Origin of the sequence: Neoroseomonas oryzicola (assembly GCF_012163135.1) — a bacterium.
Lineage (GTDB): Bacteria > Pseudomonadota > Alphaproteobacteria > Acetobacterales > Acetobacteraceae > Neoroseomonas > Neoroseomonas oryzicola.
Genome location: NZ_JAAVUP010000001.1, coordinates 861,085 through 875,043, shown reverse-complemented (window position 1 = coordinate 875,043; position 13,959 = coordinate 861,085). Strand labels below are relative to the sequence as shown.

Genomic DNA, 13,959 nt, shown 5'->3' with positions numbered 1-13,959 from the left:
TGCGGCGGCCGACGCGCGCCGTCCAGGCGGGAAGGAAGAGGATGGCGAAGGAAGCGGAACAGGCGGCGGCGCGGGCGGCGGTGGATCGCGGGCCGATCCTCGTCTGGGGGGCCGGCGCGATCGGCGGCACGATCGGCGCGGCGCTGGTGCGCGCGCGCCACGCCGTCGTCTTCGTCGACATCGAGAAGGACCACGTCGCGGCGATCGCCGACCCGGCGCGCGGCCTCGTCATCGAAGGGCCGGTTGATCCGCACCGCGTGGTCGCGCCCGCCTTCACCCCGGAGACGGTGCAGGGGACCTATCGCCGCATCTTCCTCTGCGTGAAGGCGCACCACACCGAGGACGCCTGCCGCGCCCTGCTGCCGCACCTCGCCGAGGACGGCTACGTGCTCTCGCTGCAGAACGGGCTGTGCGAGACCATCATTGCGCCCATCGTCGGCGCGGCGCGGACCATGGGCTGCTTCGTGAACTTCTCGGCCGACTGGCACGGGCCGGGACGCATCATGTATGGCGGCCGCGGCGCGCTGGTGCTGGGCGAACTGGACGGCGCCACCACGCCGCGGCTCACCGCGCTGCACGCGCTGCTGCGCGAGACCTTCGAGCCCAATGCCGTCACCACGGACAACATCTGGGGCTATCTCTGGGGCAAGCTCGGCTACGGAGCGATGCTGTTCGCCCAGGCGCTGGGGGAGAAGGGCATCGCCGACTGCCTGGCGCGGCCGGAACTGCTGCCGCTGTGGCGCGCCCTGGGGTCGGAGGCGATCGCCGTCGCGCGGGCGCAGGGCGTGACACCGCTCGGCTTCAACGGCTTCGATCCGGCGGCCTTCTCGCCGGGTGCCACCGAAGCGCAGGCCGCGGCGTCCGTCGCCGCCATGGTCGAATTCAACCGCCCCAACGCGAAGACTCATTCGGGCGTGTGGCGCGACCTCTGGGTGCGCAAGCGCCGCACCGAGGTGGATGTGCAGATCGCGCCGATCGCGACCATCGGCGCGCAGCACGGCGTGGATTGTCCCGCGGTGCGCCGGCTCGTCGCCATGACGCATGAATGCGAGGCGGGCACGCGCCCGATGTCGGATGCCAACCTGACGGAGCTGATGTCGCCATGAGGGAATACGACTTCACCGGCGTTACGGTCGCGGTCACCGGCGCGGGCCACGGCTTCGGACGTGCCATCGCGCAGTCCTTCGCCGCGCTCGGCGCGCAGGTCTTCGCCTGCGACCTGTCGGCGGCGGAACTGGACGAGACGGCCGACTATCCCGGCGCCATCCACACCAGCGCCTTCGACCTGACGAAGCCCGGCGCGGCGAAGGCCTGGATCGCCGAGATCGAGGCACGGACCGAAGGCCCGGTCGGTGTGCTGGTCTGCAATGCCGGCGGCGTGCGCGGCCAGGTGGGGCGTCCGCTCGAGGAGGTGTCCGAGAGCGACTGGCACGACATCTTCGCCATCAACCTGCACGCCGCCTTCGCCCTCGCCCAGGCCGTGGTGCCTGGGATGAAGCGGGCCGGCGGCGGGCGGATCGTGACCATCAGCAGCGGGGCGGGGCTGCAGCCCTCGCGCACCGGCATCCAGGCCTATGCGAGCGCCAAGCACGGGCTGGTCGGGCTGACCCGGCAGCTGGGGCATGAGCTCGGCCAGTACGGCATCAACGTGAACAGCGTGGCACCCGGCTTCGTGCTGTCGAACGCGGCGACGCACAAGCAGTGGGCGGCCTACGGGCCGGAAGGCCAGGCGCGGGTGCTGGCCTCGATCGCGCTGCGCCGCCTGGGTGAACCGCAGGACATCGCGAATGCGGTGCTGTTCCTCGCCTCGCCCATGGCGAATTATGTGAATGGGCAAGTGTTGAGCGTCGACGGCGGCAAATAGGCGAATTGCCTTGGTCGGCGGTCGCGGCGAGGCCTAGCCTCGCCGCATGGCCGAGTACATCGAGACGATCATCGTCGGCGGTGGCCAGGCTGGTCTCGCCATGAGCCACCAGCTCGCGCAACGCGGGCGCGAGCATGTGATCCTGGAACGCGCGCGCATCGCCGAGCGATGGCGCAGCGAGCGGTGGGATTCGCTCTACTTCCAATTTCCCAACCGCATGATGCGGCTGCCCGGCCAGTCCTATGCCGGGCCGGAGCCGGATGGCTTCACCCATCGCGACGGGGTCATCCGGTTCATCGTGGATTATGCCGTGCGTAATGCTGCGCCGGTGCGCTGCGGCGTTGAGGTCACCCGCATGCGGCGCACCGACAGCGGTCGCCTGCGCGTCGAGGCGGGGCCGTTGACGATGGAGGCCGCGAACGTCGTCGTCGCAACCGGCCCCTACCAGGTGCCGAAGGTGCCGCCATTCGCCCGTGCCTTGCCGCCGGGCATCCAGCAGGTGACGGCCAATCGCTACACGAACCCCGCGGAGTTGCCGCCCGGCGGCGTGCTCGTCGTCGGTTCGGGCGCGTCGGGCTTCCAGATCGTCGAAGACCTTCTCCATAGCGGGCGACGCGTGCACTACGCGCTCCGCGGCCATCGCCGCGTTCCGCGCCACTATCGCGGGCGCGACTTCGGCATCTGGAACGAGGAGATGGGCTTCACGAACAGGGTGGCGAGCACCATCCCGCCCGGCTTCCGGCCGCCGCTCGTCACCGGGCACCGGGGCGGCCATACGGCGAATGTCCGTGACCTTGCGCAGCGCGGCGTCACGCTGCTCGGCAGCCTTCGCGGCGTGGAGGACGGGCAGGCATTCTTCAACGCCGACCTGAACGCCAGTCTCGACGCCGGCGACGCGGAGTTCACGACGACGCTGCGCGCGATCGACGCGTATATCGAGCATGAGCGCATCGAGGCCCCACGCGACGAGGCCGCCGAGGCCGAGGCCCGTCGCCCCGCCAACCAGGTTGCCGAGACCGAGGCGATCGACCTCGCCGCATCCGGCATCACCAGCGTCGTCTGGGCGCTCGGCTATGGCGTCGATTTCGGTTGGATCGACTGCCCAGTGCGGGACGACCGGGGCGCCCTGGTCCACGACCGCGGGATCACGCGCGAGCCAGGCCTGATGTTCCTGGGCCTCGCGCGGATGCACAAGATCAAGTCCGCCTTCCTCTGGGGCGTCGGCGAGGATGCGGAGCACCTCGCCGAGCACATCGCTGGCCGGGCCTGATCCCGCGCCGTCAATCCAGCGACGTCAGCAGCCCCGCCATCAGCCGCGCCCGCGGCACCAGGCTGTCGACCAGCACGTGTTCCTCGAGCGTATGCGCCATCGCGCCCTGCACGCCGAGGCCGTCGAGCGTCGTGACACCCATCGCGCCGGTGAAGTTGCCGTCCGACCCGCCGCCGCTCGATTGCGGGTTGATGTCGTAGCCGATGCTGTTGGCGATCTTCCGCGCATGGGCGAACAGCGCCATGCCTTTCACGTCCGGCTCCCAGACCGGGCGCGTCACGCCGCGCGTCACCTCGAACTGCACGTCGTTCGCGGTCGACCGCAACGCCAGCATCCGCGCGACGCCCGCGTCGAGGTCCTCCTGCCGCTTGGCCATGGACAGGGCCTCGGCCTCGCAGGTGGTGGTGACGCAGTTCACCCATTGCCCGCCATGGATGACGCCGACCGAGAAGGTGCAGTCCTCGGTCGTCATCTCCTCGATGGCGAGGATCTGCTTCGCCATTTCGCGGATCGCGCTGCGGCCTTCCGCCAGTCGCGCCCCGGCATGGGAGGGCCGGCCCGTGGTCTTGAGGTTGAAGCGCGCGATCGCGTAGCGCCCCGTCACCACGCCGCCGTCGGGACGGGCGGGTTCCGGCACCAGCACGAATTTGTTGCGCGCCGCCTCGGCCTCGATGATGTCGCGGGTCGAAGGGCTGCCGATCTCCTCGTCGCTCGTCAGCAGGAAGGTCACGGGCAGCTTCGTCGCCATCCCGGCGGCGAGGATGTGGCGGATCGCCTCCACGCTGATCACGGTCCCACCCTTCATGTCGAGGATACCGGGGCCGTAGCACTTGTTGCCTTCCCGCCGGATCGGCAGCTTCGCCAGGGTGCCGACGGGATGCACGGTGTCGAGGTGCGCCATCACGCAGATGCCCGGCGCGGCATCGCCCGCCGGATGCGGGAAGCGCGCCCGCACGCAGTCGCCAAGGCCCATCCGCCCCGGGATGCGGTCGATCCGCGCGCCGAGCAACGCGAGGTCGCGCGAGGCCAGGTCCATCATCCGGTTCACCGCCGCCGCGTCGAAGGTCGGGCTCTCGCAGGCGGCCCAGCGCATCAGCCGCGCGAGGATCTCATCGGCGTCGAAGGGCAGGGCGGTGGCGGGGAACTCGGCAGCACTCATCGCGTCTCACTCCGGATCGGTCGGCGCGAACCCTCCACCCGGCGGGCCGATCCGGCAAGGGCGGGCGGCTTTCGCCTCGGCGCCCGCCTCATGCTACCGTCGCGTGCATGAGCGCCACGACACGCCCCCGCCCGCGGCCCGCCCCCCAGACCGGCGCGGCCGTCTGGCTCGCGACCGAATTGAACGCCGCGGACTGGATGGTGCCCGTGGGCACCGAGGAAGCCGCCGAGCTGGAAGCCGCGCTGACCGCCGCGCAGGCCGCGGCGCCGGTGCCGCCGCTCGCGCGGCTGGCGCCGATCCTGGTCGACGTGGTCGCGCGGCTCGATACCGGGCGCGGCTTCTGCCTGCTGCGCGGCCTGCCTTTCGACCGGCACGGCGCGGCGGCGGCGGAAGCGACATTGCTTGGGCTCTGCACGCATCTCGGCAAGCGCCTCAGCGCCGAGGGCTCGCCCGTCGCGCGCCTGATCGGGCCGCTGCCCGAGGCCGGCGCCGCCTCCGGCCCGCCGCGCTTCCACAGCGAGGCCTGCGACGCCATCGCGCTGCTCTGCCTCGCCAACACGCCCGATGCCGCGCCCCATGTGCTGATCTCGGCCGGCGCGGTGCACAACGAGATCATGCGCCGCGACCGTGCCGCGCTGGCCGAGCTCTATGAACCCGCGCCGCTGATCGAGGATGGCGTGGTCGTCGAGCGCGCCGTCTTCACCATGACCGAAGGCGCCTTCGCCGCCCGCTACACACGCCACGCGGTGGAGGCGGCGGCGACCACGCCCCAGCCCGGCGCGGCGCCGCTTTCGGCCGGGCTGCGGCCCGCCTTCGACCTGCTCGATGCCGTCTGCGCCGAGACCTCGCTGATGCTGAAACTCGAACCGCGGCCGGGCGACCTGCTGCTGTTCAACCCGCATCTGGTCTGGAAGCGCCGCACCCTGGCGGAGGCCGGTCCCGACGACCCCGAGGCGCCGCAGGAATTCCGCCGGCTGCGGATCACCATGGAACATTCGCGCCGCACCGGCGCGGCGGGCGCCTGATGCGCCTGCTCGTCGCCAACGCCAACACCACCGAGGCGATCACCGAGGCCTGCGCCACCGCCGCGCGCGCCGCCGCCGCGCCGGGGACGGAGATCATCCCGGCCACGCCGCGCTTCGGGCCTGCCGTCATCTCCTCCCGCGCCGAGAACGTCATCGCCGGCCATGCGCTGCTCGAACTGCTCGCCGAGCATGCGGGCCAGGTCGATGCCTGCCTGCTGGCGGTCAGCCACGACACCGCGCTCGAGGCCGCGCGGCAGATGATGCCCTGCCCGGTGATCGGCATGACCGAGGCCGCCTGCCTGGTCGGCTGCATGGCCGGCGGCCGCTTCGGCCTGGTCACCTTCGGCGGCATCGAGACCTATCGCGAACTGGTCGCCCGCCACGGGCTGTCCTCGCGCCTCGCGGGCCTCGCCGGGGTGAACGCGACGCCGCCCGAAGCGGTGGCCGACCCGGACGGGGTGGGGGCCAAGGTGCTCGCGGCGGTGGCGGACCTCGCCGCGCAGGGGGCGGATTCCGTCGTACTCGCGGGCGCGGCGCTGGCGGGTTTCGACCGGCGACTGCAACCTTCCGCCCCGGTCGCGCTTTTGGATGGCATGGCCTGCGGCGTGCGGATGGCGGAGATGATGGTCGCCCTGCGCCTGCCCAAGCCGCGCACCGGCTCCTTCGCCGCGCCGGCGGGGCGGGCCAGCATCGGCCTGTCGCTGGCCCTGGAAGGGATCCTGCGCGGCCAGACCTGACGGAGGAACGCCATGCGCCTGGACGGTCCGGAAAGCCAGAATGTCGAGGATCGGCGCGGCCAGGGCTTCGGCGGCCGCGGCATCGCGGTCGGCAGCGGGCTCGGTGGCGTGGTGGTGTTGCTGATCGCGCTGCTGCTGGGCGTCGATCCTGGAGAATTGCTGCAGGGCGGTCCCGCGCCGCAGCAGGCGGGCGTGCAGCGCCAGATGACGGCCGAGGACGATGCGGCGCGGCGCTTCGTCGCCCAGGTGCTCGGCGAGACCGAGCAGGTCTGGAACGCCGAATTTGCCCGCATGGGCCGCCGCTACGAGGAACCGACGCTGGTGCTGTTCTCGGGCGCGACGCAGTCGGGCTGCGGCTTCGCCCAGGCGCAGATGGGCCCCTTCTACTGCCCGAACGACCGCAAGGTTTACATCGACCTCGACTTCATGGCGGACCTGCAGCGGCGTCTCGGCGCCGGGGGCGACTTCGCCGCGGCCTACATCGTCGCGCACGAGGTCGGGCACCACGTCCAGAACCTGTTCGGCGTGCTGTCGCAGGTGAACGATGCCCGGCGCGGCCGCGGCGAGGCGGCCTCCAACGCGCTGCAGGTGCGCGTCGAACTCCAGGCCGATTGCCTGGCCGGCCTCTGGGCGCGCCGTGCCCATGAAACGCGCAACATCCTCGAGAAGGGCGACATCGAGGAAGGCCTGAACGCCGCCGCCGCGGTGGGCGACGACCGCCTGCAGCGCGCCTCCCAGGGCTATGTCGTGCCCGAGAGCTTCACCCACGGATCCTCGGCGCAGCGCGTGCGCTGGTTCCGCCGGGGGCTCGAGACCGGCCGGCTCGAGGCCTGCGACACCTTCGCCGGCGGAAATCGCTGAACCGCGGCTGGAACGGGCCTTGCTAGTCCCCGCAATGCGCGCTCACCTTCCGCGCATTGGCTGACGGGGGCTTCCAGACATGTTCGACAGGCGTCGTCTTTTCACGCTGGCCGCGGCCGGCGTGGCCCTTCCCGGGCTCGTGCGCGCGCAGGGGGCGCCGCAGTTCACCTTCCGGCTGCATTCCTTCTCCTCGCCGACCGCGCTCGACCACACCATGCATCTCGACCGCTGGGCCGAACGGATCGGCCAGGCCTCGGGCGGGCGCATCAAGGTCGAGGTCTATCCGGCGATGCAGCTCGGCGGGCAGCCGCGCGACCTGGTGCAGCAGCTCGAGGACGGGGTCGTGGACATCATCTGGACCGTTCCGGGCTTCACGCCGGGCCGCTTCATGGGGATCGAGGGGCTGGAACTGCCCTTCCTGAACACCGGCCGCTCGGCGACCGAAAGCCCGGCGGCGATGGAATATGCGCTGAAGCACCTCGCGGACAACGAGCTGCGCGGCATCAAGGTCATCGCCATCAACGCGACCGACCGCGCGCTGGTGCACACCACCCGCAAGCCGATCCGCACGCTCGAGGACTTCCGCGGCCTGCGCCTGCGCGTCGCCGGCCGCTGGATCGGGGAGGCGGTGACCGCCCTCGGCGCCACGCCGGTCGGCATCGCGCTGCCCGGCGTCTACGAGGCTCTGGCCCGCGGCCAGGTGGACGGGATGCTGATCAACTGGGCGATCACCCAGCCCTATCGCTTCTACGAGGTCGCGAAGTTCCACACGGAACCCGCGGGCGGGCTGTTCCAGGGCATGATCCTGACGCTGATGTCGATGCGGTCCTACAACCGCCTGCCGCCCGACCTGAAGGCGGTGATCGACGCTGATTCCGGCATCCCGCTCGCCCGCCGCCTCGGCGAGATCTGGGACAGCCAGACCCAGCCCGCCATCGACGCGACGAAGGCCTCGCCCGGCAACGAGATCATCGAGATCGACGCGGCCGAGAAGGAGCGCTGGCAGCGCGCCGTGCAGCCCGTCTACGACGCCTGGATCGCCGAGATGAACCGCCGCGGCCGCAACGGCCGGGCGATGTTCGACGACATCCTGGCCATCACCCGGAGCCACGGGCGCGCCGGGTGAACAGGCTGCGTTCGGGCCTGACGGCCATTGCGCGCGTCGCGGCGCTGATCGGCGGATTGCTGCTGCTCGTCGCCGTCGGCGTGACCTGCGCCTCGGTGATCCGGGGCCTGTGGGGTCGCCCGATCCTGGGCGATTCCGAGGTGGTGGAGATGTGCCTCGGCATCGCCGTGGCGCTCTACCTGCCCTGGGCGGAGATGAAGGGAAGCCACGTCATCGTGGATGTCTTCACCGCCCGCCTCTCGCCGCGCGGCATCGCCTGGCTCGATGCCGGGATGCGCGGCTGCGTCGCGCTGGTCGCGACCGTGCTCGCGGTACAGATCGCCGACGGCGCCTACGGGCAATGGGACCGCGAGCGCGCGACCATGTTCCTCGAGCTGCCCTACTGGTGGGGCTATGCGGGGGCCGCGCTTGGCCTCGCCCTCTGGACCGTGGCGGCCTTCTTCGTCGCGGCCGAACGCCTGCAGGAGGCGCGTCGCGCCGCATGACCGGATTCGAGATCGGGCTTCTCATGTTCGCCGGCGCGCTGCTGCTGATCGGGCTGCGCATGCCGGTGGGCGTCGCGATGCTGCTGGTGGGCGGCCTCGGCTACGCGGCCATCACGGGCTGGACGCCGCTGCTCGCGACGCTGCGGTCCATTACCTTCTCCAAGTTCTCCTCCTACACGCTCTCTGTCATCCCGCTGTTCCTGCTGATGGGGGATTTCGCGACCAAGGGCGGGCTGAACCGCGCGCTGTTCAACGCGGCGCGGGCCTGGTTCGGGCATTGGCGGGGCGGGCTCGCGGTCGCGACGGTGGGCGGCTGCGCGGCCTTCGGGGCGATCTGCGGCTCCTCCCTCGCGACCGCGGCGACCATGAGCCAGGTGGCGGGGCCCGAGATGCGCCGGCACGGCTATTCACCGGCGCTCGCGACCGGCGTGCTGGCGGCGGGCGGGACGCTCGGCATCCTGATCCCACCGTCCGTCATTCTGGTGATCTACGCGATCTACACCGAGCAGAGCATCGGCATCCTGTTCATCGCCGCCGTCCTGCCGGGGCTGCTGGCCACCGCGGGCTACATGCTGGTGGTGAACCTCTATGCGCGGCTGCATCCGGGCGCGGCGCCGCCGGCAGAACGATTGCCGTGGTCCGCGCGCTGGAAGCCGACCGCCGAGGTCTGGCCGGTCATCCTCGTCTTCGTCCTTGTCGTGACGGGCATGTACGCCGGCTGGTTCAGCGCGACGGAGGGCGCGGCCGTCGGTGCCGCGGCGACCGGCGTCCTGGCGGTCACCCTTGGCGGCATGCGCTGGGAGGGGCTGAAGGAAAGCCTGCTCTCGACCGCCGAGACCACCGGCATGATCTTCCTGATGCTGCTCGGGGCCGAGCTGTTCAGCGCCGCGCTCGCGCTGTCCCGGGTGCCGGCCGAACTCTCCGCGGCGGTGGCGGGGCTCGACGTGCCGCCGCTGGTGATTCTCTTCGCGATCCTGCTGATCTACTTCATCCTCGGCTGCTTCATGGAAAGCATGGCGATGGTGCTGCTGACGCTTCCCATCTTCATCCCGCTCATGCTCGCGCTCGATTTCGGGATGAACCCGACGCAGGTGCTGGTGTGGTTCGGCATCCTGGTGCTGGTCAGCGTGGAGGTCGGCATGATCTCCCCGCCCTTCGGGCTGAACCTGTTCGTCATCAACGCCATGGCGAAGGACGTGCCGATGGCCGAGACCTATCGCGGCGTCATGGGCTTTGTGGTCTCGGACGTGGTGCGGATCGTGATCCTGGTGCTGGCGCCGGTGCTGTCGCTGTGGCTGCCGGGGCTCTGGTAGCGGACCCTCAGCCCTTCGGCGGGCGGATGAAGATGCGGCGCAGGCCGCGCATGAAACGCACGCCGATCACCGCGGGGGACAGCGAGGACGCCGACCAGTAGTTCGGCTCCCGTCCGCCGGGACCGGTCTCGGCGCCCTTGTAGAGGATGTAGACCAGGTTCACGAAGCCCACGAGCGGCAGCGTCAGCCAATAGAGCAGGCTGCTGTCGATCAGGTACCAGTGCAGCACCGGCAGGCCGACGGAGAAGGCGAGGAACTTGATGCCCTCGGTCAGGTCGTAGAGCCGCTTGAAGCGCGCCCGGTCGCGCGTGAACTCCCATTGGAAGAAGTCTTCCCGCCGCTGCTGCCGGTCGCGCCGTTCCGCGGCATCCCTGTAGGCCTCGTCGAGCGGCTGCTCGGGGCGCTGTTGCGTACTCGTTTGTCTGCTCAAGCGGATCCTCGCCTGCGGCCAATCCCGGAGGCCGCCAGGCGAGAATATCGCCTCCCGCCCGTCGTGCCAGGGCCGGGGTGGACGCGCGGCACGGAGCGACCTTAGCCTCGGGCCCATGCCGCACATCGCCGTCGCCCGCCTCTGGTTCGAGGGGAATTCCTTCACCCCGGTCCCGACCCCCCGCAGCGCGTTCGAATCGCGCGAATGGGGCAGCGGGGCAGGGCACCTCGCGCGCTATGCCGGCACGGCGACGGAACTCGGCGCGCTGCATGCCTTCCTCGCCGCGCGGCCGGACTGGCGCGCGACGGCGCTGACCTGCGCGGGCGCCCAGCCGGGCGGGCCGATGACGGACGACGCGCTGCGTGCCTGGCGTGCGGAGGTCGAGGCCGGGCTCAAGGCGCAGCGCTTCGACGGCGTCTACCTCTCGCTGCACGGGGCCTGCGTGTCGGAATCGGACCCCGAGGCGGATGCGACGACCGTCGCGCGCATCCGCTCCATCGTCGGCAGCGGCGTGCCCATCACCGCCTCCTTCGACTTCCACGCGAACATGGCGCCGGAACTGGCTGAGGAACTCGACGGCGCCTCCGCCTACCGCACCTATCCGCATATCGACATGGACGCCGCGGCGGCGCGTGCGCTGCGGCTGCTCGAACGGCACCTGGGCGGCGCGCCGCGCGCCTTCGGCCACATTGCCAAGCGGCCGATGGTGCTGCACTCCTTCCATATGCGCCACGAGGGCGGGCCGATGGCCGAGGTCTGGGCCGAGGCCGCCGCGGCGGAGCATGCGCCGATCCTCGACGCCTCGATCTTCGGCGGCTTCGCCTGGGGCGACAGCCCGCATGCCGGCCCCTCGGGCATGGTCTGGGCCGAGGACCCTGGTGCCGCGCGCGACCTGGCGGAACGCCTGGCGGACGCGATCGCCGCGCGGCGCGCTCGCTTCGCGGTCACGCTGCCCGATCCCGCCACCGCGCTGGGCCAGGCGCTGGCCAGCCCGCCGGGGCTCGTCGCGCTGCTCGACCCGGCGGACAACCCGCTCTCGGGCGGGATCGCCGACACGCCCGGCCTGCTGCGCGCGCTGGTGGATGCGCGGCTCGAGGTGCCGGCCGTCTTCGCCTTCCTCCATGACCCGGCTTCGGTCGCCGCGGCGCGGGAGGCCGGGCCGGGCGCGGTGCTGACGCGCCATCTCGGCGGCAACGTCACCGAGGCCTTCGGCCGCCACGTCATCGTCGAGGCCGAGGTCGAGCGCCTGACCGATGGCCGCTTCGTCAACGAAGGGCCTATGGAGCGCGGCGCGCCCGTCGATCTCGGCCAGACCTGCGTGCTGCGCGTCGGCAACCTCCGCATCATCTGCACGGAGCGCAAGGAATCGGCCGTTGATCCCGCCTTCTTTGCCCTGCACGGCATCGACCTCGGCGCGACGCGGCTGCTCGCGAACAAGGCGAAGAATCATTTCCGCGCCGCCTTCCGCGACCGCTGCGTCGCCATCGTGGAATGCGACGCGCCGGGGCCGGCAGCGCTCGACCTCGCGGCACTGCCCTTCCGGCACGTCCCGCGGGAGATGCTGGCGCCCTTACAGCCATCGGTCCCGCCGTGACATCGGTCACAGGCCGACGGATGGACGATCACCCTCACGTGTATACACTCGTGCCATGGTCGCCTCAGGCTCCCTGCCGGAGAGTCGTGCGCAACCCGCGTCGCGGGCGCTTGGGCGCGATTCCGGATGGCGGCCGGACGCCCGGCATGACTGACGCCCCAGCGACGGGACGTCGCGCGCCCCTGCCGGAGTTCCCGGTCAATATCCAGCCCCCGGACATTCGGCGCTGGGTCGCGGGCAATTGCGGCATCCCCGGCGCCTGGACCTTCGCTGCCGCCGTCCCGGGACCCCATGTCGCGATCTCGGCGGTGGTGCATGGCAACGAGATCGGCGGGGCAATCGTCCTCGACCGCCTGCTCCGCCTGGGGCTGCGGCCGGCGCGCGGGCGGCTGTCGATGGTCTTCGCGAACCTTGATGCCTTCATCCGCTTTGATCCGGACGACCCGACGGCGACCCGCTTCCTCGATGAGGACCTGAACCGCGTCTGGGATGCGGCGATCCTGGACGGGCCGCGCCGGTCGTCGGAACTGCGCCGGGCGCGGGAGATGCGGCCACTGGTCGACACCGTCGACATCCTCGTCGACCTCCATTCCATGACATGGCCCTCCGATCCGCTGACCATTGCCGGCGAGACGGAGAAGGCGGCGCGGCTCGGCCTCGCCATCGGCGTGCCGGAGACGGTGGTCTCCGACACCGGCCATGCCGGTGGGCGACGCCTGATCGACTACCACCGCTTCGCGACCCCCGACACGCCGCCCGCCGCGATCCTCATCGAAGCCGGCAGCCACTGGGAGACCGCGACGGTGACACTGATGGAGCAGGCCTGCGCACGCCTGCTGCACCACGCGGCGCTGCTCGCGCCCGGCGCGCCACTGCCGGCGATCGAGCCGGCACCGTTGCCGCGCCGGGCGGTCGTGACGCGGACCGTCACCGCCGCGACGCGGTCCTTCGCCTTCCTGCGCGACTTCCGTGGCGGCGAGGTCATCCGCCAGCGCAACACGCTGATCGCCATGGACGGGGAGGAGGAGATCCGCACCCCGCATGACGACTGCCTGATCGTGATGCCATCGCCGATGGTCCCGCGCGGGCATACCGCGGTGCGCCTCGCGCGCTTCCTCGACTGAACCGCATCCCCGGGGGCTTGCGCGCGGGCGCAGGGCGCGCTTGCGTGGCGCCTCTTTCGCCGCAGGGGAAACGCCAATGGCCGGCCTGAAACTCATCACCTTCGCCGATTCCGCGGGCAGCCGCGCAGGCGTGCTGCTCGATGGCGGGCGCGTGCTCGACCTCGGCGCCGCCATGCCGCCGGCGCGCGACATGATCGGCCTGATCGAGGGCGGGGCCGCGATGCTCGCGCAGGTCCGCGCGCTGGCGGCGAATCCGCCGGCCGGCGCGGTGCTGCCGCTGGCCGCCGTTGCCATCCAGGCGCCGATCCCGCGCCCGCGCCGCAACGTCTTCTGCGTCGGACGCAACTACATGGACCACGTGGCCGAAGGCGATCGCACCCGCGGCATCACCCAGTCCGAGGTGCCGAAGTATCCGCAGTTCTTCACCAAGGCCGGCGACACGGTCATTGCGCCGGACGCCCTGGTGCCTGCGCATGACGGCGTCACGAAGTGGCTCGACTACGAGGTCGAACTCGTCGCCGTGATCGGCAAGGCGGGCAGCGACATCCCGAAGGAGAAGGCGCTCGAGCACGTCTTCGGCTGGACCATCGGCAACGACGTGACCGGGCGCGACCTGCAGCGCCGCCACGGCCAGTGGTTCAAGGGCAAGTCGCTCGACCGGTCCTGCCCGCTCGGCCCGGTGATCGTGCCGGCCGCGGACCTCGATGCCTCCGACCTTGCGATCGGGTGCAAGATCAATGGCGAGCAGCGGCAGTCGAGCCGCACGTCCAAGATGATCTTCGACGTGAAGGAGATCATCCACCAGCTCTCGGCCGGCTTCACCCTGCTGCCTGGCGACGTCATCATGACCGGCACGCCGGAAGGCGTCGGCTACGCCATGCAGCCACCGCAGACGCTGAAGCCGGGCGACGTGATGGAGCTCGAGATCGAGGGGATCGGCGTCCTGACGAACAGGATCGCCGGCTGATCCT

Annotated in this window: 14 protein-coding genes; 12 read left to right on the top strand and 2 right to left on the bottom strand. The window is 71.3% G+C overall.

From position 1 onward, the window contains the following. Positions 1-41: 41 nt before the first annotated feature. Genes GWK15_RS04305 through GWK15_RS04295 form a run of 3 tightly spaced genes read left to right on the top strand, consistent with a single transcriptional unit; the run spans position 42 to position 3,134 of the window. Positions 42-1,106, top strand: coding sequence for a ketopantoate reductase family protein (locus tag GWK15_RS04305; RefSeq protein WP_209441987.1), 1,065 nt, complete (start codon positions 42-44; stop codon positions 1,104-1,106). After that, positions 1,103-1,864 (top strand): SDR family NAD(P)-dependent oxidoreductase, encoded by a 762-nt coding sequence (locus GWK15_RS04300; RefSeq protein WP_168039388.1) that lies wholly within the window; start codon positions 1,103-1,105, stop codon positions 1,862-1,864. The genes GWK15_RS04305 and GWK15_RS04300 overlap by 4 nt, the downstream gene beginning before the upstream one ends. Before the next feature lie 46 nt (positions 1,865-1,910). Beyond that, a complete protein-coding gene (locus GWK15_RS04295; RefSeq protein WP_168039386.1) occupies positions 1,911-3,134 on the top strand; it encodes a flavin-containing monooxygenase in 1,224 nt (407 codons plus the stop codon). Between the two features lie 10 nt (positions 3,135-3,144). Here GWK15_RS04295 and GWK15_RS04290 read toward each other — a convergent pair whose 3' ends face one another. Then, positions 3,145-4,293, bottom strand: coding sequence for a M20/M25/M40 family metallo-hydrolase (locus GWK15_RS04290; RefSeq protein ID WP_168039384.1), 1,149 nt, complete (start codon positions 4,291-4,293; stop codon positions 3,145-3,147). Positions 4,294-4,400: 107 nt separating this feature from the next. On the opposite strand from GWK15_RS04290, the gene GWK15_RS04285 reads away from it, so the two are divergent. From GWK15_RS04285 to GWK15_RS04260, 6 genes are all read left to right on the top strand, one after another. Further along, positions 4,401-5,318, top strand: a complete 918-nt coding sequence (locus GWK15_RS04285) for a TauD/TfdA family dioxygenase (RefSeq protein ID WP_168039382.1) — start codon at positions 4,401-4,403, stop codon at positions 5,316-5,318. Further along, positions 5,318-6,055: an aspartate/glutamate racemase family protein gene (locus GWK15_RS04280; RefSeq protein ID WP_168039380.1), complete on the top strand. Its 738-nt coding sequence runs from the start codon at positions 5,318-5,320 to the stop codon at positions 6,053-6,055. The genes GWK15_RS04285 and GWK15_RS04280 overlap by 1 nt, the downstream gene beginning before the upstream one ends. A 12-nt stretch (positions 6,056-6,067) precedes the next feature. Continuing rightward, positions 6,068-6,916 carry a KPN_02809 family neutral zinc metallopeptidase gene (gene ypfJ / locus GWK15_RS04275; protein ID WP_168039378.1) on the top strand — a complete coding sequence of 283 codons (849 nt, stop codon included), beginning with the start codon at positions 6,068-6,070 and terminating at the stop codon, positions 6,914-6,916. Positions 6,917-6,995: 79 nt separating this feature from the next. After that, a complete protein-coding gene (locus tag GWK15_RS04270) occupies positions 6,996-8,042 on the top strand; it encodes a TRAP transporter substrate-binding protein (RefSeq protein WP_168039377.1) in 1,047 nt (348 codons plus the stop codon). Further along, positions 8,039-8,527, top strand: a complete 489-nt coding sequence (locus GWK15_RS04265; protein WP_168039375.1) for a TRAP transporter small permease subunit — start codon at positions 8,039-8,041, stop codon at positions 8,525-8,527. Before GWK15_RS04270 ends, GWK15_RS04265 begins: the two co-directional genes overlap by 4 nt. Beyond that, positions 8,524-9,840: a TRAP transporter large permease gene (locus GWK15_RS04260; protein ID WP_168039373.1), complete on the top strand. Its 1,317-nt coding sequence runs from the start codon at positions 8,524-8,526 to the stop codon at positions 9,838-9,840. Before GWK15_RS04265 ends, GWK15_RS04260 begins: the two co-directional genes overlap by 4 nt. 7 nt (positions 9,841-9,847) lie before the next feature. Here the strand turns inward: GWK15_RS04260 and GWK15_RS04255 are convergent, their stop codons facing one another. After that, positions 9,848-10,270, bottom strand: a complete 423-nt coding sequence (locus GWK15_RS04255) for a hypothetical protein (protein WP_168039371.1) — start codon at positions 10,268-10,270, stop codon at positions 9,848-9,850. 115 nt (positions 10,271-10,385) lie between these two features. On the opposite strand from GWK15_RS04255, the gene GWK15_RS04250 reads away from it, so the two are divergent. The 3 genes from GWK15_RS04250 to GWK15_RS04240 all read left to right on the top strand — a co-directional run bounded on the left by GWK15_RS04250 (position 10,386) and on the right by GWK15_RS04240 (position 13,955). Further along, positions 10,386-11,864: a M81 family metallopeptidase gene (locus GWK15_RS04250; protein WP_168039369.1), complete on the top strand. Its 1,479-nt coding sequence runs from the start codon at positions 10,386-10,388 to the stop codon at positions 11,862-11,864. Positions 11,865-12,010: 146 nt separating this feature from the next. Continuing rightward, complete coding sequence (locus GWK15_RS04245) at positions 12,011-12,988, top strand: M14 family metallopeptidase (RefSeq protein ID WP_168039367.1); 978 nt, start codon at positions 12,011-12,013, stop codon at positions 12,986-12,988. Positions 12,989-13,064: 76 nt separating this feature from the next. Further along, on the top strand, positions 13,065-13,955 hold the full coding sequence (locus GWK15_RS04240; protein ID WP_209441986.1) for a fumarylacetoacetate hydrolase family protein: 891 nt from the start codon (positions 13,065-13,067) through the stop codon (positions 13,953-13,955). The last annotated feature ends 4 nt before the right edge of the window (positions 13,956-13,959 follow it).